General features: G+C 70.3%; 16 protein-coding genes, 3 tRNA genes and 2 pseudogenes. 5 read left to right on the top strand and 16 right to left on the bottom strand.

The window, feature by feature from the left end; translation table 11 throughout:
• The first annotated feature begins 238 nt into the window (after nucleotides 1–238).
• The gene (locus ACN27B_RS16075; protein ID WP_422745765.1) at nucleotides 239–1,465 is read left to right on the top strand and encodes a helix-turn-helix domain-containing protein; all 1,227 of its coding nucleotides are present in this window, start codon (nucleotides 239–241) and stop codon (nucleotides 1,463–1,465) included.
• A gap of 6 nt (nucleotides 1,466–1,471) precedes the next feature.
• Here the strand turns inward: ACN27B_RS16075 and ACN27B_RS16070 are convergent, their stop codons facing one another.
• On the bottom strand, nucleotides 1,472–2,152 hold the full coding sequence (locus tag ACN27B_RS16070; RefSeq protein WP_422745763.1) for a YdcF family protein: 681 nt from the start codon (nucleotides 2,150–2,152) through the stop codon (nucleotides 1,472–1,474).
• Nucleotides 2,153–2,341: 189 nt separating this feature from the next.
• On the opposite strand from ACN27B_RS16070, the gene ACN27B_RS16065 reads away from it, so the two are divergent.
• Nucleotides 2,342–3,141 (top strand): IS5 family transposase gene (locus tag ACN27B_RS16065; protein ID WP_422743332.1). Its coding sequence is split into 2 segments (ribosomal slippage): nucleotides 2,342–2,678 and nucleotides 2,678–3,141, totalling 801 coding nucleotides; the frame shifts between segments, so codons are not numbered across the junction.
• Nucleotides 3,142–3,194: 53 nt separating this feature from the next.
• On the opposite strand, the gene ACN27B_RS16060 is transcribed toward ACN27B_RS16065, so the two are convergent.
• The gene (locus ACN27B_RS16060) at nucleotides 3,195–3,878 is read right to left on the bottom strand and encodes a hypothetical protein (protein ID WP_422745761.1); all 684 of its coding nucleotides are present in this window, start codon (nucleotides 3,876–3,878) and stop codon (nucleotides 3,195–3,197) included.
• A 451-nt stretch (nucleotides 3,879–4,329) separates the two neighbouring features.
• Between ACN27B_RS16060 and ACN27B_RS16055 the strand changes: the two genes are divergently transcribed.
• Nucleotides 4,330–5,220: a hypothetical protein gene (locus ACN27B_RS16055; RefSeq protein ID WP_422745759.1), complete on the top strand. Its 891-nt coding sequence runs from the start codon at nucleotides 4,330–4,332 to the stop codon at nucleotides 5,218–5,220.
• On the opposite strand, the gene ACN27B_RS16050 is transcribed toward ACN27B_RS16055, so the two are convergent.
• The 13 genes and pseudogenes from ACN27B_RS16050 to ACN27B_RS15990 all read right to left on the bottom strand — a co-directional run bounded on the left by ACN27B_RS16050 (nucleotide 5,210) and on the right by ACN27B_RS15990 (nucleotide 19,287).
• The gene (locus ACN27B_RS16050; protein WP_422745757.1) at nucleotides 5,210–5,662 is read right to left on the bottom strand and encodes a DUF4326 domain-containing protein; all 453 of its coding nucleotides are present in this window, start codon (nucleotides 5,660–5,662) and stop codon (nucleotides 5,210–5,212) included. The two genes, ACN27B_RS16055 and ACN27B_RS16050, sit on opposite strands and share 11 nt — an antisense overlap.
• Before the next feature lie 120 nt (nucleotides 5,663–5,782).
• Nucleotides 5,783–5,858: transfer RNA gene (locus ACN27B_RS16045), tRNA-Lys, on the bottom strand.
• Nucleotides 5,859–5,921: 63 nt separating this feature from the next.
• On the bottom strand, nucleotides 5,922–8,984 hold the full coding sequence (locus tag ACN27B_RS16040) for a VWD domain-containing protein (RefSeq protein ID WP_422745755.1): 3,063 nt from the start codon (nucleotides 8,982–8,984) through the stop codon (nucleotides 5,922–5,924).
• A 218-nt stretch (nucleotides 8,985–9,202) separates the two neighbouring features.
• Nucleotides 9,203–9,336, bottom strand: a pseudogene (locus ACN27B_RS16035) (IS3 family transposase); the annotation flags it as partial.
• 145 nt (nucleotides 9,337–9,481) lie between these two features.
• Nucleotides 9,482–10,795 carry a hypothetical protein gene (locus ACN27B_RS16030; protein ID WP_422745753.1) on the bottom strand — a complete coding sequence of 438 codons (1,314 nt, stop codon included), beginning with the start codon at nucleotides 10,793–10,795 and terminating at the stop codon, nucleotides 9,482–9,484.
• Complete coding sequence (locus tag ACN27B_RS16025; protein ID WP_422745751.1) at nucleotides 10,792–12,015, bottom strand: OmpA family protein; 1,224 nt, start codon at nucleotides 12,013–12,015, stop codon at nucleotides 10,792–10,794. Before ACN27B_RS16025 ends, ACN27B_RS16030 begins: the two co-directional genes overlap by 4 nt.
• Nucleotides 12,016–12,044: 29 nt before the next feature.
• Nucleotides 12,045–12,848, bottom strand: a complete 804-nt coding sequence (locus ACN27B_RS16020; RefSeq protein ID WP_422745749.1) for a hypothetical protein — start codon at nucleotides 12,846–12,848, stop codon at nucleotides 12,045–12,047.
• Entirely contained in the window at nucleotides 12,845–15,190 is a 2,346-nt protein-coding gene (locus ACN27B_RS16015; RefSeq protein ID WP_422745747.1) for a hypothetical protein, read from the bottom strand. The genes ACN27B_RS16020 and ACN27B_RS16015 overlap by 4 nt, the downstream gene beginning before the upstream one ends.
• Entirely contained in the window at nucleotides 15,180–15,809 is a 630-nt protein-coding gene (locus tag ACN27B_RS16010) for a hypothetical protein (protein WP_422745745.1), read from the bottom strand. Before ACN27B_RS16010 ends, ACN27B_RS16015 begins: the two co-directional genes overlap by 11 nt.
• A 247-nt stretch (nucleotides 15,810–16,056) precedes the next feature.
• A complete protein-coding gene (locus tag ACN27B_RS16005; protein ID WP_422745994.1) occupies nucleotides 16,057–16,533 on the bottom strand; it encodes a Pycsar system effector family protein in 477 nt (158 codons plus the stop codon).
• Nucleotides 16,534–16,587: 54 nt separating this feature from the next.
• Nucleotides 16,588–17,289: a Crp/Fnr family transcriptional regulator gene (locus tag ACN27B_RS16000; protein ID WP_422745743.1), complete on the bottom strand. Its 702-nt coding sequence runs from the start codon at nucleotides 17,287–17,289 to the stop codon at nucleotides 16,588–16,590.
• Nucleotides 17,290–18,248: 959 nt separating this feature from the next.
• Nucleotides 18,249–18,766 (bottom strand): annotated as a pseudogene (locus tag ACN27B_RS15995) (DUF6244 family protein).
• A 445-nt stretch (nucleotides 18,767–19,211) separates the two neighbouring features.
• Nucleotides 19,212–19,287: transfer RNA gene (locus ACN27B_RS15990), tRNA-Lys, on the bottom strand.
• 187 nt (nucleotides 19,288–19,474) lie between these two features.
• On the opposite strand from ACN27B_RS15990, the gene ACN27B_RS15985 reads away from it, so the two are divergent.
• Nucleotides 19,475–20,746 (top strand): Ig-like domain-containing protein, encoded by a 1,272-nt coding sequence (locus ACN27B_RS15985; protein ID WP_422745741.1) that lies wholly within the window; start codon nucleotides 19,475–19,477, stop codon nucleotides 20,744–20,746.
• Between the two features lie 191 nt (nucleotides 20,747–20,937).
• Nucleotides 20,938–22,242, top strand: coding sequence for an Ig-like domain-containing protein (locus ACN27B_RS15980; RefSeq protein ID WP_396822808.1), 1,305 nt, complete (start codon nucleotides 20,938–20,940; stop codon nucleotides 22,240–22,242).
• Nucleotides 22,243–22,360: 118 nt separating this feature from the next.
• Here the strand turns inward: ACN27B_RS15980 and ACN27B_RS15975 are convergent.
• A tRNA-His gene (locus tag ACN27B_RS15975) sits at nucleotides 22,361–22,436 on the bottom strand.
• Nucleotides 22,437–22,456 lie beyond the last annotated feature (20 nt).

Below are 22,456 nucleotides of genomic sequence, written 5' to 3'. Positions count from 1 at the left end.
GGGAAAGCGTCGAGACAGTTCGCTCCCGGACGGGCCGAACCGACGGCCCAAGCCGTGGTGTGGTGCGCCGCTCATCGATCCCTCCATCTGCCGCTCCCTGTCAGTGATCCCGACACCGGCATCGACACGCGCCGGTGATCCGAGGTGAACTGAACGTAGGGGCGGCCTGTACGGAGGACCGGGAAAATCCGTACCGGGTCCGGCGGGCTTCAGCGGGCAGGGTGATGGTGTGCGAGGGATGACGGACGACATGACGATCCGCCAGCGCGTCGCCTTCTACCGGCGTCGGCGAGGGCTCTCCCAGGAGGTGCTGGCCGGTCTGGTCGGCAAGACGCAGGAGTGGTTACGCAAGGTCGAGACGAACCGGGCCGACCTGGACCGGCTGTCGGTCATCCGCGCAATCGCCAAGGCCCTCGACGTGTCCCTCGGTGACCTGATCGGCGCACCGAGCCTGTTCGAGTGGTCGGACGACTCAGGGCGCGAGACGATCCCGGCCTTGCGGGCCGCGCTTCACGACTATCGTCACCTCGCGCCAGCGCTGGCCAGCACGGGGGACGTCGAGGCACCTGCCCTGCGCGAGATCGAGAACGACGTAGCCGAGATCTGGACCGCCTACCAGCACTCGCGGTACGGCACCCTCGCCCGCCGGCTGCCCTACCTCATCCACGACTGCCTCACCGCCACCGAGGCGTACGACGGAGACGACGGCCAGCGCGCGCACGCGATGACCGCCTACGCCCACCAGCTCGCGGCGTTGTTCCTCACCAAGCTCGGCGAAGGTGACCTCGCGTGGACCGCCGCGAGCCGAGGCCTGGCCGCCGCCAACGCCAGCCACGATCACGTCGTCATCGGCTCACTCAGCCGCTCCGCCGCGCACTCGCTGGCATCCATCGGCGAGTACGGCCAAGCCCGCGGCCTCGCCGCCACGGCGGCACAGTTCCTGGAACCACGGCTCGTCAAGCCGACTCCGCAGCTGCTGTCGGTCTACGGGAGCCTGCATCTGGTCTGCGCGTTGGCCGCCGCTCGAGACGACGACCGCGCCTCGGCCGACACCCACATCGCCGAGGCCGATGCCGCCGCGCAGCGGCTCGGTGCCGATGGCAACCACGTGTGGACCGCGCTCGGGCCGACCAACGTGTCGATCCACAAGACGACCGTGGCGATGGAACTCGGCGACGTGCAACGCGCCATCGCCATCGGCGCCCCACTCGACACCAGCACCGTGCCCATCGAGCGGCAGGTTCGCCACGCCATCGAAACCGCCCGAGCCCTTGCCCGGTGGAACCGCATCGACGACGCGCTCACCGCGCTTCTGGACGCCGAGACCATCGGCCCCGACCAGGTGCGCTACCACCAGCTCTCCCGCGACCTCGTCCGGGACATCCTCACCCGCCCCCGACCACCTCGACTGGCCGTCGAACTCAGCGACCGCATGGGCGTCCGGTCGGGAGGGCCGCGCTGGTAGCTGGGCTCAGATCAGCCGGCTCGTGTAGCCGGCCGCCACCAGGCGCTGGAAGGCCGCCCGTACCTCGTCCGGCATCTCCTGCGGGATCGCGAACCCGCGCTCGGCGTACACCTCAATCCGCTGCGTGTCGCCGACCAGCATGTCCACCACCCGCCGCGGGTCGCCGATGCTGCTCACGTAGTCGTCCAGTTCAAGTGGATTCGACGCGCACACCACATCAACCTCCGGCCACATCAGCCTGCAGGTGGCGTAAGCCCGGCGCTGCTGGTAGGGCCGCGACATGATCAGCACCGACTGCACCGAAATCTGGTGTTCAGTCAGGAGCTGACGCGAGTACTCCAGGTTCTGAGCGGTGTTCGTGGCACGCGGCTCCACGAGAATCGCTTCCCCGGGTACGCCCTGCTCGATGGCGTACTCGCGGTAGTGCACCGCTTCTCCACGCGGGAACCGCTCGACGGTCGTCGGGGCGTTCGCACCGGTGAACACGATCCATGGGAACAGGCCCTCGCGGAACAAGCGCGTCGCGATGACAGCCACGCCGAGGTCATGACTGCCCAACCCGATCCCCACGTCGCACGGGCGCAACTCGTGACGCATGTCGTGGTAGCGCCAGAGCGTCTCCACGTCCGCCCGGATCGCGTCGGGGATCGCCTCGGCAGGTGCCGCCGCATGCCGGTTCATCAGCACCTACCAGTTCGGTCCGCGCTGGGTTCCCTCATGCCGCCAGCGTAGGGGTAGCAGGGCACACGACGCCGCTGACTCCAGCACCAGGCCGCTGGCCTCCTAAGAGGTCCTAACTAAATGATGTTGGGCGTAACCGACCGGATGTGAGGGTCGTTTCGTCTGAACGTGAGGAGGGGTGAGCAGCCGCCGTGGATGGTCTCGGATGAGTTGTGGGCCGAGATCGCACCGCTGCTGCCACCCCGCCCTCCGCGGCGGAGCCGCTATCCAGGGCGTAGACCGCTGGATGACCGCAAGGTGTTGTGCGGGATCTTGTTCGTGCTCTACACCGCGATTCCGTGGGAGTACCTGCCCCAGGAACTCGGGTTCGGGTCGGGGATGACCTGCTGGCGCAGGTTGCGGGACTGGAATGACGCCGGGGTGTGGCAGCGGCTGCATGAGGTGCTGCTGGCCAGACTGCGCGGCGCGGGGCACCTGGACATGTCCAGGGCGGTGATCGACGGCTCGCACATCCGGGCGCTCAAGGGCGGCCCAAAACTGGTCCGAGCCCGGTCGACCGCCGCAAGCCTGGCTCGAAACACCACGTCATCACCGACGCCGGCGGGATCCCCCTCGCGGTCACGCTGACCGGCGGCAACCGACACGACTCCACCCAGACCACCGCCCTGCTCGACGCCATACCGGCGATCCGCGGACGCCCAGGCCCACCACGGCGGCGCCCCGACCGGCTATACGCCGATCGGGGCTACGACTACGACAGCCACCGCCAACACATCCGCGCCCGCGGCGTCACCCCCGTCATCGCCCGACGCGGCACACCGCATGGCTCCGGCCTCGGCACCCAACGCTGGGTCGTCGAACGCACCATCGCCTGGCTGCACTGGTTCCGCCGCCTGCGCATCCGCTGGGAAATCCGCGACGACATCCACCAGGCATTCCTCAGCCTCGCCTGCTCCCTCATCTGCTGGCGCCAACTCCAACGCACCCAGAGTTAGGAGTTCTAAGGATCAGGAGGTTGGCGGCGGTCGGGGCATCGTGACGTGTGCGGTCAAGTTCCAAGCTCGACGAGGCGACGCCTGCCAGTTTCACCCGGGGCCTGCCATACCTGCTCGTCCGGCCAGTGGCGACACAACAACTGCTGCGTGGTCGTGGCGACAACGTTCCGCAGCGGCCCGCGGAACAGGTCGGTCCGTGGTCGTTCCTCCCGCTCGGCGTCCTGAGCGATCACCAGAACCGCCCCGACCGGCACCAGCCGGTCCGCACGCCGGTAGCCGACCAGCAGTGCACCCAGACCTGACGTCGCCCGCTCGCGCTCGGCGAATACGCCGATCGGGCCACGGTCCACGTGGACCAGGAACCGCAGGCACCGCCCGTCCTGCAGCCAGAGGCCGTAGCCGTCGGCCCGCAACTGCGCCAGGTCGTGCTGGCGCAACCACGACGAAGTCTCCATCGTCGCCAGCCACTGGAACAGCTCGCACCGCCCCGGGTTGCGCCGCGGCACCTCGATCAACGGCAGAAACAGCAGGGCATCCGCCCTGCCGGAGGGCCGCTGACCCAACCGCAGCGGAACCGGCCGCCCCGACGCCGTCAGGGCGCGGCGGAGGACCTCCGTCCCCTCGGCCGTGACCTCGTACCACCAGGTGTGGGTCCGGTCCTCCGGCGACCGCTCGCGGCGCACCAGTCCCGCCTCATGCAGCCACACCAGGTCCCGGTGGGCCGTCAGCCGCGACACCGCAGAACAAGCGCAACGGCCAGGGTCGACGCGGAACCGTGCTGCGCCAGGTACGACAGGATCCGCCACCGCCGCGGGCGGGCCGTGCGAGCACCCACATACCCAAACCGTGGTTTTGGGGCCGATTCTGGAGATCACTGTTCAGTGAATCAGCCGAAGAGCCGAGGACGAAGGAAGCAAAGCGGTGAAACCGGGCCACAAAAGTTGATCTTCACGGCGAGCACCGCACTGCGGGTACCGATCGCTAGATACGCCTGACGCGCGCCTTCCCGGCTCGGCGATGAGGCGCCACACACTAAGACAGTTGTTTCTGAAAGTGACGAATGCAGGAGAACCCCCCGCGCCAGCGCTCGGTTGGGCAGCCCCCCGTCGCCCCGGCCGGCTAGCGCCAGATCCCCCAGATGTGAGACTGTCTATGTAACTGAATGTGTCCAGACAGCTGCATTGCGCAATGTGGGTGGTTCCGTTGGAACAGATTCCGTTGTGGGGACCGAGCACCGACGAAGAGCCGAGACCGAAGCCAGTCCTGGCGCGACCAACGAAACTCCGCCTCCTGATCACAGTGAAGGCGGCACCCAACCCCTCCGCGCGGTACGGGGAGACGGTCTGCGTCGGGGCACTGGGCATGGACCCACCCTGGACGGGCTGGATTCGCCTCTACCCAATCCACTACCGGCACCTCGACGACGACGGCAAGTTCCACAAGTACGACATCATCCACGTCGAGGCACTCCCAGCCAGGCAGGACCAGCGGCGCGAGAGCTGGAAGCCGATCGTGGACACCATCACCACCGAGCGGCATATCGCCAATCGGCAGTCGCGCCGGAACCTCCTCGATCCACTCGTCGAAGACTCCATGTGCCGACTCAACAAACAGGCCCGCGACGACCCGAGCGCACGATCGATCGCGCTCATTCGCGCGGCCGACATCTCGGCGCTTCAGGTCAAGCGACACCCCGGCTGGTCGACGGAGGATCGCAGGAAGATTGCCGGCTACCTCAACCAGCTCGACCTACTGGAACCAGCCAAGCGCAGCCCGCTTCAAGCACCACGCTTCACCGGCGCCTACCGCTACCGCTGCGCAGACCGCCATTGCCGCGGCCACCAGCAGACACTCTGGGACTGGGAGTTCGTCGCCCTACAACGCCGCCTGGACCAGCTCACCGACGCGGAGGCCGCGGAGCAGCTGAGAACCAAGTTCCTCACCCAGCTCTGCGCCGCCGACCGCGACATCGCCTTCTACGTAGGCAACCAAGCGGCCAGACCGCAGTCCTTCAGCATCGGCGGCGTCTACGCACCGAGACGGCCCACCGCCCGGTACAGGCTGCACGTCAACCAATGACGTCGGCCAACGCGTCGGCATGGCACGCATCCTCGACGCGGCACCAGCACGCCAACTGCTTCCCCGTGAGCTCCCGCCGCGCCCGCTCAACAAGGGCCGGCTGTCCCACAAGCCACTGCCGATAGAGGCGTAACGCCTCCGCCCGATCATGCTTTCGCAGGCTGAACGGATTGGCCCAGGGAGAGCGCCGCAACCCGAACCCCTGCCGCCCCACATACACGGCACCCGGCGGCACCACCGGGTGATAGAGGTCCCCCTGCACACGAACCCGAGGCTGGCCCCCCACGCCGCCAGCGTAGTCGCCAACGACCGGCTCCGCGTGGATGCCCGAAGGAAGCCCGTCGCCTTTTGCAAGCGGATGCGCCAATGACCCCGACGGCCCGATGCGGGCTGGCCACCTCAGAAATGAGGATGAGCGCAGGCGTCCACGGAACAACCACATGTCCCAGCAACGCCGGCCCGGTCCAACGGCTCCCGAGCACCCACCGAGCGACCACCCACCACCGGCGTACACGAAAAGGCCCCGACCCGGTGTGAACCACCCGGTCAGGGCCTTGATCGTTGGTGCGCCGCCAGGGACTCGAACCCCGAACCCGCGGATTAAGAGTCCGCTGCTCTGCCAGTTGAGCTAGCGGCGCTCACCGACAACGGGACGAGACGTTAGCACGCCCCCGCGCCGCCCCCGAACGGCAGGGGTGGCCTCACCGCAGCGCCAGCGTGACCTGCCCCGTCGCGGCCCCGGACGGGTCGACCAGCAGCGTGTACGTGCCGGCGGACGGCAGCACTGTCGACGCGATGTCGCCGGCCCCGTTGATCACGCAGCCGGTGGCGAGCGTGCCGCCGTCCGGGGCGCGCAGCACCAGCACGCCGCACTGGTCGGGCAGGGTGGCAGCGGTGGCGGTCACCGTCACCGAGGCGCCGGCCGGGGCGGTGAACCGGTAGCCGGTGACCGCGCCGGGCCGGTCCACGACGGCGACCACCGGCGGTCCGCCGAGCGCGGTCATCGCGTTCCGGTCGCGGCCGGTGACCAGGCGCAGGGTGGCGGTGCCGGTGCCGCGTTCCACCGGGTCGACGACCACGGTGTACGTGCCGTCGGCGGGCAGGACGGTGCCGTCGACCTCGCCGACACCGTTGATCACGCAGCCGCTGCGCAGCAGTTGCCCGTCGGCGTCGCGCAGTTCCAGCGGCGAGCACTGGTCGGTCAGCGTGCTCTCGGGCACCTCGACGTAGACCCGCTCCCCCTTGGCGCCGGTGAACCGGTAGCGGGCCCGGGCGCCGGGCTGCGCGATCGAGGCGGTCACCGCCGGGCCGTTGGGTTGCAGCGTGCCGCCGCTGTCCTTCGCCACGTAGACGCGGACGGCGGCGCGGCCGGTGTCGCCGGGGGCGGCGGTGACGCGCAGTGTGTACGTGCCGGCGGTGGTGAGGTCGACGCGGTCGACGTACCCGACGCCTCTGATGACGCACCCGCTCGCGATCTCCCGCCCGTCCGGGGCGACGAGCAGGTACGGCGAGCAGCGGTCGGCCATGCCGGGCGCGGTGACGTCGACGAAGACGGCGTCGCCGGCGCGGCCGGGGAACGTCAGCGGCTCGCCGCCGGGGGTCAGGCTGGCGGTGGCGACGGGCACGGCGGCGATGGGCGTGCCGGCCGGCGGGACGACCCGTTCGGTGGTGGCGCCGGCCACGGCGAACTCGGGTCGCCCGCTGACGGCGACGTCGAAGACGCACTCGGCGAGCTGCGCGGGTGAGGTGATGCCGGCCCAGCGGCAGACCTGCTCGGCGGACGCGCGGCGGGCCGGGTCGAGGTCGCCGACGGTCACCTCCCGCTCGGGGAAGGCCCGGTCGGTGAAGGTGGCGGTGTTCTCGCCGTCGGCGTAGGGGAACAGCGAGCGGTCGGCGGTGATCCGCCAGCTGTCCGCGTACACGGGGTAGAGCTTCCCGAACGGCACCGGCTGGGTCAGCGGGGCACCGGAGGCGGGCGCGATGTCGTCGGCGGGGTCGCCGTCGAAGTCACCGAGCAGGCCGCGCACCTTCCCGGCCCGGCCGTCGGCGAGCCGGACCAGCACCCGGTAGCCGTAGCTGCCGATCTGGTCCACCGCGGCGGCGGATCCGTCCGGCCACGCCAGGTCGTACCCGTCGGTGGGGCCGGTGTCGGACGGGCGGCGGGTGAGGCTGCCGCCGCCGGGCAGGTCGGTGCGTTCCGGCGGCGTGGCCGACGGCGCGCCGTCGACGTGCACGCGGGTGCCGCCGTCGGTGAGGGTGAGCGCGACCCGGTGGTCGCCGAGCCGGAACGCGACCGCGGAGTTGACCGAGGCGGTCCGCGTGCCGGCCATCGGCGCCTGCCGGACCTGCACCTCCAGCGGGTCGCCGGCGGTCGAGGCGACGAGGGTGAACTCGCCGACGGCCTGGAAGTCGTAGGCGACCCGGTCGAAGGTGACCAGGTGCGGGTCGCCGTTGCTGCCGCCGCAGTCCGCCCCGTCCTCGCAGAGCTTGACCGGCCCCTTCGGCGGGGGTGTCTTCTTCGCCGGCTTCTTGCACTCGTCGAGGCTCTTCGGCAGTGGCTTCCCGTCGTACTCCTGGCGCGGCGGCAGGCCCTTCGCCGCCCGGTAGCGGTTCTCCGCGAGCGTGGCCTTCACCTCGGCGGTGCGGATCTTGGTGCTCCCGCAGTCGCCCTGCGGGACCGCGCCCCGGGAGATGTCGTCGGCGTGGTTCAGCTCGTGGTAGAGCGCGGCGCAGGGGTCCCGGGCCACGCCGTCGCCGTACGGGTCGGTGGAGGTCGGGTTCCAGGTGACCGTGGACGACCCCTTGCCGTCGCTGCTCTCCGGCGTCTCGAACGCGCCGGAGCCGCCCGGCGTGGGGATGATCCGCACCCGGGGGCTCTTCTTGTCCGTGAGCCGGGGCAGCAGGCCGGACGGATCGCCGCCGGGCTGCGCGAACCCGGCCAGGCAGCCGTCGACGAGGGCCTGGAAGTCGACGCCGGGGATCGGCACGCCGGCGGTCGGGTCGACCGAGTAGTCGGCCAGCGCCGGGCGGGACCCGCCGCCGACCAGCGCGCCGACCGCCACGAGCAGCAGGACCGCCGCGGCGGCGGTCGGCCGGCGGCGGCGCAGGAGCAGGACGACCAGCGCGGCGAGGAGCAGCGCCAGCAGCAGCGCGCCGAGGGCCGGCCAGAGCCAGCGCCGGCCGGGGCCGGGCCCGTCGCCGACGGTGAAGGTCGCGGTCCGCAGCGCTGTCGCGCCCGGGCAGAGGTTCGTCGCGCCGGTGATCGGGACCGTCACGTAGCCGGCCGTGACCTCGTACCGGCCGGGGGCGTCGACCGGCCAGAGCGTGTCCAGGCCGCCGCCGTCCGGGGTGGCCGCCACCGAGCGGAGCACGACATCGCCGCCGGGCAGGCGGACGCCGGTGAGGGTGACGGTGCCGGTCGCGCCGGGCTCCACCGTGGTCAGGCCGGCGGTCGCGGCGGCCCCGATGCCGTCGTCGTGGAAGCTGCGGGCCAGCGCCGGCGTGACGTCGCGCCCGTCCCGGCGTACCCCGGTCACCTGGACCGTGCCGACGGCGCGGGTGGGCAGCGCGCAGGCCGCACCGGTGGCGTTGGTGACGCTGAGGTCCAGGCGGACCTGGTCGCCGGCGCGGTAGTCCGCCGCGCCCGGTCGCAGGGCCAGGCCGAGGCCGCCGTCGGCGGGCGCCGCGGCGGCGCCCACGGCCCCGGCCACCAGGGCGGTCACCAGTACGGGGAGCGCTGTCGCGAGTCGCGCCGTCCACCTCATGGTGGGGACTGTAGGGGCGGAGCGGGCGGATTCCCGTGCTCTGTCGGGGACCGGTCGTTCCTGCTCGTCGCGGGATACGAAGAAGTCCCGACCTGAGGATCAGATCGGGACCTGCTCGTTGGTGCGCCGCCAGGGACTCGAACCCCGAACCCGCGGATTAAGAGCCTGATCTTGGTCGAGTCTTTCCGTCTAGCCAGGTTGGGTTTGACCCGTTTTATCTATGCGGCCTGGTTCACCGGTTGAGTGGTGTGGCGGGTGGCTTCGTAGGCGGCTGGGCTGAGGTAGCCCAGGGACGAGTGCCGGCGACGGGCGTCGTACCAGCCTTAACGTACTCGAATATGGCCTGGCGGGCGGCCGCGAGCGGCGGCCACGGACCGTTCCGTTTCCGCCTTCAACGACCTGTTCGCGTTCCGGGACGGGCTCATCGCCCGCGTCGACTCGTACGTCGTCCCGCTGCCCTGGGACGGGCGGCACGGCCGGAAGACGGGCGCGCCCCGTCACCGTCCCTCCTCTCCACGCGCGATGGCGGCGACCGCTGGCCGGAACTGCTGGCGCAGTGCGGCCTCCAGCGCGTCGAACGCCTTCTGCAACGACTGCGGGTCGTGCTCGGTGGCCACGTCGCGGGCGTTCTGGAGGATGTCGAGGCGGAGTGCGGGCAGCACCTGCTCAGCCGTCGGTTCCGTGCCCTCCTCCGGCCACTGCAGTACGGTGAGCGGCAACCGCAGCGGCCCCTCCACACCGCGGCGTCCGCGATCGTCGAGGATGCGGGCACACTCCTCCTCGACGATCCCCACCGCCTCGCCTTCGGCGGAGGTGATCTCGGACCGGAGGTTGTTCCACGCCTTTCTGTGCGCCACCAACTCGCTCCGGGCGGCATCGGTCAGTGCTCTGGACAGCTTGTCCAGGTCGTCGACGTCCTTTGTCACTTCTTCGGTCCTGTCGGCGTACGGATTGTGGGACAGCACCTTGACGGCGATGGCCGAGACGCTCAGCAGCATCAGGAGGCCCACGAAGACCAACTGGAAGCTGGCCAGAGCGCCGAAGGCAGCCGCCTGCGTGGATCGCACGTAGGCACCCGCGGCGAGCACGCCGACGGTCAGGACCGCGAGGATCACCGGTCCGGCCAGCCGAGGCCACGGCAGATCGTCCTCCTCCCGGGTCTGCTCCTCGGGTCGCCAGTGCCAGAACACCCGGCGCAGCAGCAACCACGGGGTGAGCGGCCCGCGTCGGCGGGACCGGGTCACCCGAATCCGGTGTCGGAAGAGGTGCTCGGCAAGGCTGTGTCCGGCGGCCAACAGGCAGAGAGCCATGCCGATACCGGGCAGATACGCGATCCAATAGACGAGGTCGGACGGGCCCGCCCCGAAGATGCGCTGCACCACGTTGCCTACGAAGGCCACGTCGAAGAACGCAGCGAGCGCCAGGACGCCCCAGACCACCCAGCGAGGAAGGGCCCGCCGACGGCGGCTCTCCGCCCCGTCCCCGGCATGCGACCGGGTGACCGCATGCTCCGCGCTACGTGCCTCAGCGACCCGTTCCCGGGCAACGAGACGGTCGACCTCGTCGAGCGCCGCCCGCGCCGTGTGGTACCGCTCGACCACCAGGACGCCGGCTTCGTCCAGAGCGGTCTGGGAAGCCAGGAGAGCCGCGTTGCCCCTGCCGAACGCACGCAGCAGGGCCGCCGCCTCGATGTCCTCCAGCCGCTGTTCCGCCGCCGGCACGACGGGGTCGCCGAGCAGAACGCCGGAGGCCGGACACGGCACCGGCGCCTGCCATCGCCGGCCGTTGTTCGCCACTTCGTCCATCGTCATGTCCCTCCTTGCGCTCGGGAGGCCAGGATGTCGACCCGGCGGGCACACTGCGTCTCGTCGTCGGATGTCGCGGTGGCCGGAAAGCCGGTCCCATCGGCACAGGTGTTCGTCTCGCCTCTCCCCTCCGCCAGGACGCTCGGCACGCCTTCTTTCCGGAGGAACTCGGCGACCGCCTCCGCACGGCCCGAGGACAGCGCCCGGTTGTGGGCGTCGTCGCCGCGCGGGTCCGCGAAGCCGACCACCTGCACCCGCGCCATCGTGCCGGTACGCAACGTCACCGCGAGTTCGGTGAGCATGGGACGGGCGTCCGACCGGAGGACGGCCTGGTCGGTGTCGAAGAGCGCGGCCGCCGGAAGGCTGTACCGCTGTACCGCACTCCCGTACCGAACGACCGGGTCGCCGACCTCGGCGACGGGCGCCGACCCGGGGTCCTCCGGGTCACGACCCACCGAGGCGGCACGTACGTCACAGTCACCACCTTGGAACTCGCAGAACTCCGTCCAGAGACGGGTGAGCCACTGCGCCTGGGCCGGGGTGGGCACCGGCTGACCTGCGGCGGGATGCCCGATGCCGACGAACGTCACAGTGATGCCGTCGAACACCTCCGGCCGGAGTTCCTGCGCCGGTTCCGCCGAGCACGCGGCGGTCATGGCGGCGATCTCCTCGCTGCCGGTGAAATCCGACCTCACCAGGCTGGCACAACCCTCCGTCACGAGGCCGTCGGTCGCGATGACCAGGCGCTTGGCGCCCTTGCCCTGACGGAGCCAGTCCGCCGCGGTGGCCGAAGGACGCAGGATGTCGGTGCCCGGCGCGGCCGGGTCGGTCGTCTGGGCCGCGTCGACCGCATCCTCGAGACAGTCCCCCGCCTCCCGCTCACGGTCCCTCTGGTTGTCCGGGTTGTCGTCGTCCCTCTTCCAGTCCGTCGACTGCTCGAAGACGGTCCACGACAAGTCCGCCGCGGTACCGCTGAACGCGCCCACGGCCACAGTGTCCCGGGCCCGGGCCGCCTGGCGGACGAACTCGCTGAGGGCCCGCCGATAGTCGGGGGCACCAATGCCGGTGCCGACCGCACGGGTCGAGTTGGTGACGTCCACCAGGAACGCCGTCCGACCGGTCGTCTCCCCGGGCTCGTCCATCCACTCACAGGGCTCCGGGCCCCGGGGCGGATCGATCACGTCACAGCCGAACAGCGATGGTGTCACCAGGACGGCGACGGCCATTAGGACCTGCCGACCGCGTGATGCGCGCGTCATGAGCCGTCACCGCCCTCGTCGGAGAGGCCCTGGCTGCGCCGAAACGCGTGCAGTGCGGCCTCGTACGACTCGGCGAACTCGAACAGGCCCACGCGAGTGTGGCTTTTCGCCGCCCGGTCCAGTACGTCCGCCAGGTCGTTGCGGGCCTGGTGACGAGCGTTCTCCAGCCCGGCCACCGAGGCCGCGAACGACTTGTCGGCCAGCTGCGCGGCGTACGGCAGCACCAGGTCGCCGACCTCCTGGCCGGCGAACCCGGTCAGAATGTCCCGCCACCGGACCGCCATCGCCTCGACGTTGTCCGCCCGCACCCGCATGAGCGAATACGGCAGCAGGACCTCCACCACGCGCGCGTCCGGACGCACGCGTAGCCTCACATGGCAACGCAGCGAGACTCCGGCGTCGGTGAAGCAGAACTCGGCGGGCAATGCGCGGCCCATGGCGCGCTCCGCATCGAGCGCCCGATGCGGCGCGAAGTCCCGCCCCACCTGCCAGACCACCTCCCGCACAGCGCGGCGGACGCTCTCGGCGTGCCGGTCCGCGCGGGTCCTCAGGTCACCGAGATCGGTCACCGCAGCCGACCAGGTCGCCTCGACCTGCACCTGGAAGTCGTACGCCTCCCCCATCGACGGGATCGCCATGGGCGCTCCGGCGTCGATCGACTCGGTCAGCGGTGGAACCGGGGCACCAGCGGGCGGGGGCGTCGCGGGCTGCTCGCCACGGGGCTCCGAAGGCCGTCCGGTCAGCCGGTCCCAGAGGCGGCGCCAGAAGCCGGGCTTCCTGTCGGTGTCGTGCGTCGTCATCGGGCTCGGTCCTCCGTCAGTCGGTCGATGATTTCCTTGAGCAGCAGGTCTCCCGGTCGACGGCCCTGCCACAGCCGCAGGTGCCAGAGACCACGCTTGCGGAGCCGCGGGTCGGCCAGCGCCTCCCGCACGAGGTCGGAGAGCGCCCGGGACAGGTCCTCGTGCGGACCACCGGGGCGGTACGGCAGTTCCAGCCACTGGCGCAGCAGGTCCCAGGCCGTGTACGCGGTCGCTGGATCGGCGAGGGCGGCCGTCCACATCCGGACCAGCACGGGCAGCCGTTCGGGTACGAGGACTGCGTCGACCAAGAGCTGTGGCCAATCCGGGCGGTCGCGGCCGAGGTGACGGGCGAGGAAGAGGACCGTCCAGGTGGCATGGACGTTGACCTCCGACGCGGCGTCGGCCAACCAGGCGTCGACGTGGTCGAAGACGAGGTCCGCCGAGCCGGCCAGGTAGATGCTCGCGACGGCCCGGCTGACGCTCCGGTACGCCCGCTGCCGCGGATCGGTGGCGATGACCCGGAGGTCGTGCAGGGCCACGCCCGGGATGGCCCTACCCAGTTCCGTGCCGTAGACCTTGGCCGCCGTGTCGTACAGCTCCGGGTCCGTACTCCGCACCCAGTCGCCGACCCGCCGGCGGACGCGGATGACGAACCGTTCGTTCTGGCCGACCTGCTCCAGCGCCCATGCCGCCGCCTGCCGGCGCATCCCGTTGGTGTCCAGCGCCCATGGCCGGATCAGGTCAGCCATGATCTTCTCGAAGTCGTACACGGCCAGCTTTCCCACCGCCTGCGCGGCACGGAGACGCATGGTGGGGCGACCGCTGGTCACGACCCGGTCCAGCCAGTACAGCAGGACCTCGCGGGTCGTGTCGTAGTCGTTCCACGCGACGTCGAGGAAGGCGTCCGACAGCGCGGTGTTCCGCAGCTGGGCACGGCGTGGTGACTGTTCCTTGCCCGTGCCGAGGTCGCCCAGCATGTCGGTGTACAGGAGCTTGTCCAGCCCGTCGTCGAAGACCGGTCGGGCAGGTGTGGAGTCCGGCGCCTCGATGAGCCGCAACATGCCGAGCAGTTGCTCGGCGGCGATGAGCACGTCCACCAGTTCGATGCCGTCGAAGATCGCGTACGCCGTACGCAGGGCCTGTCGCCGCGGACCGGCGAAGGGGTCGGAGGCCGAGGACGTCCTGAGCGCGTCCTCGAACGCCCGACGGGCCACAGTCCGCCAGTCCGGCTCCAGGGAAGCGACCACCGCTGCGGGCGTCTTCTCCTGCCGGAGGCCCTCGACCAGAGCCCGGGCCAGCTTGACGACCTGGCCCGGACGGCGGCTGTTGGCGATGTACTCCGTGACCGACTCGTCGGCCAGCACGGTCACCGGCGCGGGGGAAGACGCCGGCTGTTCCGTCTCCAGGTAGCGCTCCAGCACCGCGGCGGGGTCCGGCCAGTCGTGCCGGATGGCGTACCGGCTGGTCTCGGCCTCGGCCGGCGGCGGCCCGAGCAGTACGACGTACCCGCGAGCCCCGTGCCCCACCGCTGTTCGGTACGCCTCCACGGTCGACTCGTCCGCGAGGTCCGCGCCGTCGCGGAGTTCGAGGACGAGACCCCAGCCCGCGGGGAAGAACAGCTCGGACTGCGACAGAACGTCCGTTGCGACCACGCCGTCGGGCATCACCAATCCGCCCACGTGCTTGATTCGACCCTCGGTGCGCAGCCGATCCAGGAGGGCGTGGCCCGCCGCCCGCCGCCCGCTGCCGTCAGGGCCGAGGAGGATCACCAGACCCTCGGTGCGGAGCGTCGAGAGGGCCGCCGCGAAGGTTTCTCCCTTCACGTACCGCCGACGCTGTTGCTCCAGGTCGATGCTCGTCAGCTCGTACCGGGTGAGGGTGACCTGCTCCTCGCCCACCTTGACCATGACCGAGACGGCTTTCGCCCCGACCGCCACCGGACCGTTGACCGTGTCGACGCGAGTCCGGTACTCGTCACCACTTTGAAGGTGGAACTCGTCCGCCGTGGCCTCGGCCTCGTCAGCTGCCTTGTCGGAGGGGGCCGACTTACCCAGCGGCTGCCGGGGCAGCAGTTGTTGCGGAGTTTCCGGCCGGCGCCCCTCGCCCGTACCCGTGGACTTGTCAGCGGCTTCCCTCCGGGCCGCCGCCGCTTCGCCCGTCGCCGGGGCCGGCGTCGGATCCACTGGTGTGTCGGACGGCGGCCGTGGTGGGTCGTCCCGACCCTCCGAGCCCTCCGCCCCGTCAGCCGTCGGGGCACCGCCGACGTCGTCGGCCACAACCGGATCCGGCTCCGGCGCGGCCGCCGCGGTGCCCGCGTCATCGGGGCGATCGTCACCGGCCATGGGGAGTTCCCGTGTGCGAGGTGGCGCCCTTGCCAACGGCGAACGGACCGTTCACGGTTCCGACCCTGGTGTCGTACACGTCGCCGACGATTCGCCTGCCAGCGTCGCCGTCCGGCACGTCGGAGGCGTCCGAACGCGGGCCCGGTTCGGTGGGACCGGTGTCCGGGCCGTCAGGGGCACCCTCCGCCGGGAACTCGGCGCCCCACAGTCGAATCCACGCCGGCTCCCGGTACTCCTTCTCCTCCGCGACGACCTTCCGGTAGGCCTGCGGCATCAACGCGGGGTCGCCCTCCAGCACGGACGTCCGGTACACGTGATCGGCCAGCACGAGGCCGACGAAGGCCCCCGGTGCCGAGTCCATCGCACGGCGCAACGGTGCGATGTCCCGGATCCGTGCCGCCTCCACCAACGCCGGCCCGCCGATCAGATCGTCCTCGTCGACCACGACGTCGCCGTGCGTGACTGCCATCCGGATCCGGAGTCGAGCCTCCGGCGTCAGCCTGGCGTTCGACCTGCGGAGTCCCCGGTCGACCCTGGGCGGGAACTCACCGATCACCTCTTCCTTGCTGACCGCGGGCGGCACGACAATCGTCATCCCGTCGCCGTCCTTGCGGATCACCCACTGACCGCCGAGCGGACACTCGTGGAGTGCCTCCGCCACCACCGCCCGAAGGTCACTAACGAGCAGCCTGTGACGCCATGAGCCACCGGCGCTCGAATCCACGATGTCGATTGATATGACCGAGTACGAACGAGCCGGACGGTACATCCGTTATGTCTCCTCTTCTGGCTGGACGCACATCGGCGACGATCGGCGTCCGACATGGGTTCACGGCCGGTGAACGCGGTGCAGGAATCGACGTGCCTCAGAAGGTGAGTGCCGCCAGACTCACGAACGACAGACACAGGCAGGCGAGGCCCCACCTGATGAAGCGGTACTTGACGATCACGATTCGACTGGTCCAGTGGAGTTCGCTGATCAGGCCGACCAACGGCTGCGTGGCGGCCTGCCGCAGTGCCGCGGTCAACTGCCCGCGGTCCAACGCCCCGACGTGACCGAAGAAGGCAACCTGACCGTCGTCGCGGTCACCGCGCACGCGCGGGTAGAGGGCCAGGAGCAGGCTCACGGTGCCGACGATCCACAGCGCACTCGCCGCCCACCAGAACCACGAATCGGCCGGCCCGAGCTGCTGCCGTGACCCCGCACCGCCGAGCACGAAGCCGACGGCGGCGCCGACCGCCGTACCCGCGATGGCCAGACCGTGCACGGCCTTGCCGTCCGCCCTGTCGATCTCTTCACGGTTGTGCGCGAGAAGTCGCTCTGCGAGTCGCTGTTCTTCCATGCTGGACACGCTCCCCCTTTCCGTTTCGGAGATCGACGGCTTCAGACACACCCCCTATGCGTCATGCGACACAGAGCTGGCGAGGGATCGCAGGACGGTCACCTGTACCAGGACGATGCGCTGCCGGCTCGTCCGTACGAGCCCGCGTTCGCGCAGCATGCGCAGCGTCCGGGCCGCCACCTCGCGCGACGTCGCGGCCGCCTTGGCCAGTTCCTGCTGGGTCAGGGGAAGGTCGATGACGACCCCGTCGGGCGCTCGCCTGCCCTGCCGCTCGGCGAGGTCGAGCAACAGCGAGATGATCCTGCCCGAACCGGACGTGGAGACGTACCGCAGCCGCTCGGCATCGGACTCCCGAAGGCGGGCGGTGACGTGCTGAAGCATCGCGAACATCACCCCCGGGAAGTCCTGCAGGTGGCGAAGGAATTGTTGTTCAGGAATGATTCGTGCACGGACCGGCACCAGCGCCGTGACCGTGGCCGAGCGAGGTCGGTCGTCAATGGCGGACAGTTCTCCGAGAATGTCGTCCGGTCCCCTGATGGCCAACAGCACCTCGTCTCCTCGTCGGGACTGCACGGAAACCTTGGCCCATCCGGCGAGTAGCAACGCCACGTGCTGAGTGGGCTCACCCTGATGGAAGAGAGTGGCTCGGCTCGCGTACCGACGCTCGGTACCGAGCGCGAACAGGCCCTCCACCTCGTCGGATGAAACAAGATCCAGAAACGGACGTGTCATCACCGTCCCCAATTCAGCGACCACCCCTCCGGGGATGCAACCATTCGAGTCCGGTCCACCTGAGCTGCTGGAGAACGAAGTTTATCGACGTCGCCTATCGGCATCACATCGTCGAACGCGTCGGCCTTTCGCATCCAGCCAGAGAGTGAACAAGGGCTTGAGGCCAACCGGATCCACCCACATGGGCACGCACGACCGCCATCGACGATCCTGCAATGCTCGAATCAGGCAGTGCCGGTGTCCGGACACTGACATCGGCATTCCCGTGAAACGGCCGCGCCGTTAGCTGAGCTCAGATCAGCCGGCTCGGGTAGCCGACCGCCACCAGGCGCTCGAAAGCCGCCCGTACCTCGTCCGGCATCTCCTGCGGGATCGCCAGCGTGATCCTCCGCGACCAGACCGGCCGGGTGCTGCTGGTCCACCCGGCCTACAAGGACGTGTGGGAAATTCGAGCACCAACACGCGCCCGTAGATGGAGCCGCCATGGCGCATCACTCACTGCCCGGCGGGCTGCGAGGTTGGGTACACAACCATCACCTCCCACAGCCAAGCGGTGGGAGACAGCCTGCCCGAAACACCCTCAGAACCGGCGGACTACACGATCAACGTTCAAAGACGAGGCACCAGCGCCACCGTCGGACTGCGGGCTGGTGGCCAGGCGGTCGCCGCTCCGGCGGTGAAGGTGTTCCCGCAGCCGCCGGCGCAGGTCACCGACCGGTCCGGTGGCGTCGAGCCGGCGCAGGAAATCCGGCACGCTCCAGGTGACGAGCCACGCCAGTCGTGGAGGTTGACCACCACCCGTTGGGTCTGCTCGCTGGCGATCTTGTCGGCAACCCTTCGGAGGAAAATCCGGGTACGCCGACCGGTAGGCGAGCCGCCGTGCTCTCCGGTGGGCTTGCGCGTCCACGGCGTCGTCACTGGCGTGCCGGCGGAGAATGTGGGAACCGAGGCAGGGCTGGCCGGTACGGCACCACCAGCCCCGCTCAGTTTCCCAACTGTCGTGCCCCGGCAATCGCCGCGTCAACGGCCTGGCGGGTGGTGGCGGTGCGCTGAACCAGCATGACAAGCACCTGTTTGATGCTCTTCAGAGCCTGCAGCAGCGGCCCTGGCTGCCCACCCTGCAGAACCCCGACGACAAGCTGCTGCGCCTCACCGACCTGGGTGATCGTGGCGGCAGCCTGGTCGCGGATGCCGTCGACCGCGCTCTGCACCGGAGTCAGCCCGGTGATCGTCTCCCCCGGACTGGCCTGCCCCGGGACACCAGCGGCAACCTTCGTGGCATCACCGACAGCCCCAGCCAGACCACCCAGTCCACCCCGGATGGTGGCGATGGCTCCGCGAACCCGCGCCACGCCGGCGGCGACCGCCGCGAACCCGGCACCCGCCGCGCGCAGCGGATCTCCTGCGCCTGCTGATCAGCAGCGGCAGCCAGGCCCTGCGCGCGTTCTACCCCGGCGGCCAGCGTACGTAGCTCCGTAGTGATTTTCTCGACATGCGACACGCTGCCGGATTCCTCCCTGGCGACGAGAGCTCTCAGGAGGGTTGAACCTACCGGCACGGCAACCGACGTCACCAGACGTCGCGGAGCGGTAAGCGATCATTGGTCGCGGCCAAGAAGAATGTGCGGGTAGTCCTTGTTGATCTGCTCGCTGAGCACCGCGCAGGACCGGCCCAGCCCCGGCACCGAGCGCGTCCGGGACCACCGCGACCCATTCGGAAACCCGCCACGAGCCAATCCGGCAATCACCGACCGCCGCAACCCCAGCCACCGACCACACCCCTTGCCGGCAGCCGCCGACCGGGGCGTCCCGGAGCACCCCGCCACGTCCCACCGGAACCATCCCGGTCCACCGGCTCCCGAGCACTCACCGAGCCGCCACCTACCACGGCCGGACACGAAAAAGGCCCCGACCCGGTGTTAACCACCAGGTCAGGGCCTCGCTCGTTGGTGCGCCGCCAGGGACTCGAACCCCGAACCCGCGGATTAAGAGTCCGCTGCTCTGCCAGTTGAGCTAGCGGCGCTCGCTGACAACGGGAAGAACCTTAGCATGCCCGCTGAGGCGGGTCCCAATCCGATACCGGGCTCCACCCTTCGGTCGAGCTTAACCGGCAAAAATGCCCAAAACACCCGCCCGGCACGGTACCGGGGCGGGTCCGATGGCGTCGATGGGGCACGATGTCCGCCAGGCACGCTACGACAGGGGTGGGCATGGGCAGGTTCGCGCGGGCCGGGGCGATGGTGGGCGCCCTGGTCCTCACGGCGTCGCTGGCACTGACCGGGTGCGGCGGCGACGAGGAGAAGCCGGCGTTCGTGCCCGGCCAGCAGCAGGTCGGCGGGGTCTCGTCGAGCGCACCGGATCCCAGCGCCGCGCCGAGCGACGCCGCCGACGCGGCGCCGCCGCTGACCGTGAGCCCCGCCGACGGGGCGACCGGACGACCGGTCAGCAGCGAGATCAGCGCCCGGATCCCGGGCGGGGGCACGGTGTCGAAGGTCGTGCTCACCACCGCCGACGGCGCCACCGTCGCCGGGCGGATGCGACGCGACGGCTCCAGTTGGGTGCCGTCCGCCGCGCTGAAGTACGCCACGAAGTACACCGCCACGGTCACCGGGACCGGCAAGGACGGCGCGCCCCACCAGGGCACCAGCACGTTCACCACGATGGCCAAGCCCAAGTCCATGATCGGCTCCGGCCTCTACCTGTTCAGCGACAAGACCTACGGCGTGGCCATGCCCGTGGTCGCCGAGTTCTCCCCCGGCATCCCGAAGAAGGACCGGGCCGCGGTGCAGAGGCGGATGTTCGTGCAGACCGACCCGCCGCAGCCGGGCGCCTGGCACTGGGTCGACAACGGCACCCAGGCCTACTACCGCGCCCCGGAGTACTGGAAGACCGGCACCACGCTCACCGTCCGGCTGGCGCTGGCCGGGATCCCGCTGAGCAACGGGAAGTACGGCAACCTCGACCGGAGCGCCACCGCCAAGATCGGCCGGGCGTTCGAGATGTCGGTCGACAACGCGACCAAGCGGATGACCGTCTCCGAGAACGGCGCGGTGATCCGCACGCTGCCGGTGAGCCTGGGCAAGAAGAGCACCCCGTCCTCCAGCGGCACCATGGTGGTGATGGAGAAGAAGGAGTCGACCGTCTTCGACACCCGGGACGAGCCGGATCCGGACAACCAGTACGTGACGAAGATCGACTTTGCCCAGCGGCTCACCTGGGGCGGCGAGTACATCCACGCGGCCCCGTGGTCGGAGGGGGTGCAGGGCCGCCGGAACGTGTCGCACGGCTGTGTCAACGTGTCGATGGCGGACGGTCGGTGGCTGTTCGGCAAGACGCTGATCGGTGATCCGATCACGGTGAAGGGCACCGAGCGACAGCTGGCCCCGGGCAACGGGTGGACGGCGTGGAGCATGAGCTGGTCGCGGTTCGTCGAGGGCAGCGCCCTGCCGGTGCCGAAGGGCGGGCAGCCGGCGCCGTTCTGACCGGCGTAACGTGGTCGGACGCATCGTCGCGCCCGGCCTGCCGGACACGCCTCCCCGCGGTCAGCGCCGGGTGACAACAGAATCGTTACACCGTCGCCAGGGTGTTCCGCTTCACTCCCGGCAACGGGTCACCGTTCCGGTGCGTCTGACCAGAGACGATGGGGACCGGGCATCACACTTGTGAGGGAAACATGCGAGCTGGCCAGGACGAACTGATCCGGGGCGGAACCGCCCGGCGCGGCGGGCGCCGCGCGCTCGCGGCCGTGGTGCTCGCCGCCGCCATGGCCCTGACCTCCGCCTGCACCGGTGGCGGCGACGACGGGTCGTCGAGCTGGCAGGGCGGCGGCGACGGCGGCGAGAAGGCCCCGAAGGCGGCGGCCACCATCAGCGAGCCGGCCGCCGACGCCAAGGACGTCCCCGCCTCCACCGCCGTCACCTTCACCACCACCGAGGCTCAGGAGACCAGCGTCGAGGTGAAGGACTCGACCGGCAAGGCCGTCGAGGGCGAGATGGCGGCGGACGGGAAGAGCTGGCTGCCCGCCGGCGCCCTGGACTACGGGCAGACCTACACCGCGACCGTGACCGCGACCGGCGACGACGGCAAGGCGGCCACCGCCACCAGCACGTTCACCACCATGGCCAAGCCGTCCAAGCAGATCCGGGTCAGCAGCTTCCTGGGTGACAACCAGGTCGTCGGCGTGGGCATGCCACTGATCGTGAAGTTCGGCCGAGCGATTCCGGAGGACTACCGGGACGACATGCAGCGCCGCATGACGGTCACCGCGAAGCCGGCCCAGGAGGGCGTCTGGCACTGGGTGAGCCCCACCGAGGTGCGCTACCGGCCCAAGACGTTCTGGAAGGCCAACAGCACGGTCTCCTACAAGGTGCAGGCGGGCGGGCTGCCGCTCGGCGACGGCTGGTACGGCCGCTCCGACCTCAGCGTCGACGTCAAGATCGGCCCGGCGTTCGTGATGACCGTGGACAACAAGACCAAGCGGATGACCGTCACCAAGGACGGCAAGGCGGTCAAGACGATCCTGGTCAGCCTGGGCAAGAAGAGCACCCCGTCGTCCAGCGGCACGATGGTGGTGATCGAGAAGCTCCGCCACACCGTCTTCGACACGATGGAGGAGCTGGGCCCGGAGGAGGGCTACCGCACCGAGATCGACTACGCCCAGCGGCTCACCTGGGGCGGCGAGTTCATCCACGCCGCCCCCTGGTCCGAGGGCGTGCAGGGCCGCACGAACGTGTCGCACGGCTGCGTCAACGTCTCGATGAAGGACGGCAACTGGCTGTTCGCCAACACCCGCATCGGCGACCCGATCACGGTCAAGGGCACCGAGCGCAAGCTCCAGAACGGCAACGGCTGGACCGACTGGAACATGAGCTGGGACGAGTACGTCAAGGGCAGCGCCCTGCCGTACGAGCCGCCGGCGGAGCCGGGCGACGACACCAGCCCGTCCGCCGAGACGCCGAGCCCGCAGCCGACCGCCTGACCGACACCACCGAGCGGCCCGTCCCCGACCCGGGGCCGGGCCGCTCGTCGTTTCCGGGAGTGGCCGCGCCCATCCCGGAAACGACGAAGCCCCCTCCCGGAGGAGGGGGCTTCGTCACTGGGGTGACTGATGGGAATTGAACCCACGACAACCGGGACCACAACCCGGTGCTCTGCCAACTGAGCTACAGCCACCATGCTCGCCGCTCCGGTCG

It is taken from the genome of Micromonospora sp. WMMD754 (assembly GCF_049315235.1).
Lineage (GTDB): Bacteria > Actinomycetota > Actinomycetes > Mycobacteriales > Micromonosporaceae > Micromonospora > Micromonospora sediminicola.
Note: the sequence above shows the minus strand (reverse complement) of the source record. Positions and strands in the feature narration are given on the sequence as shown.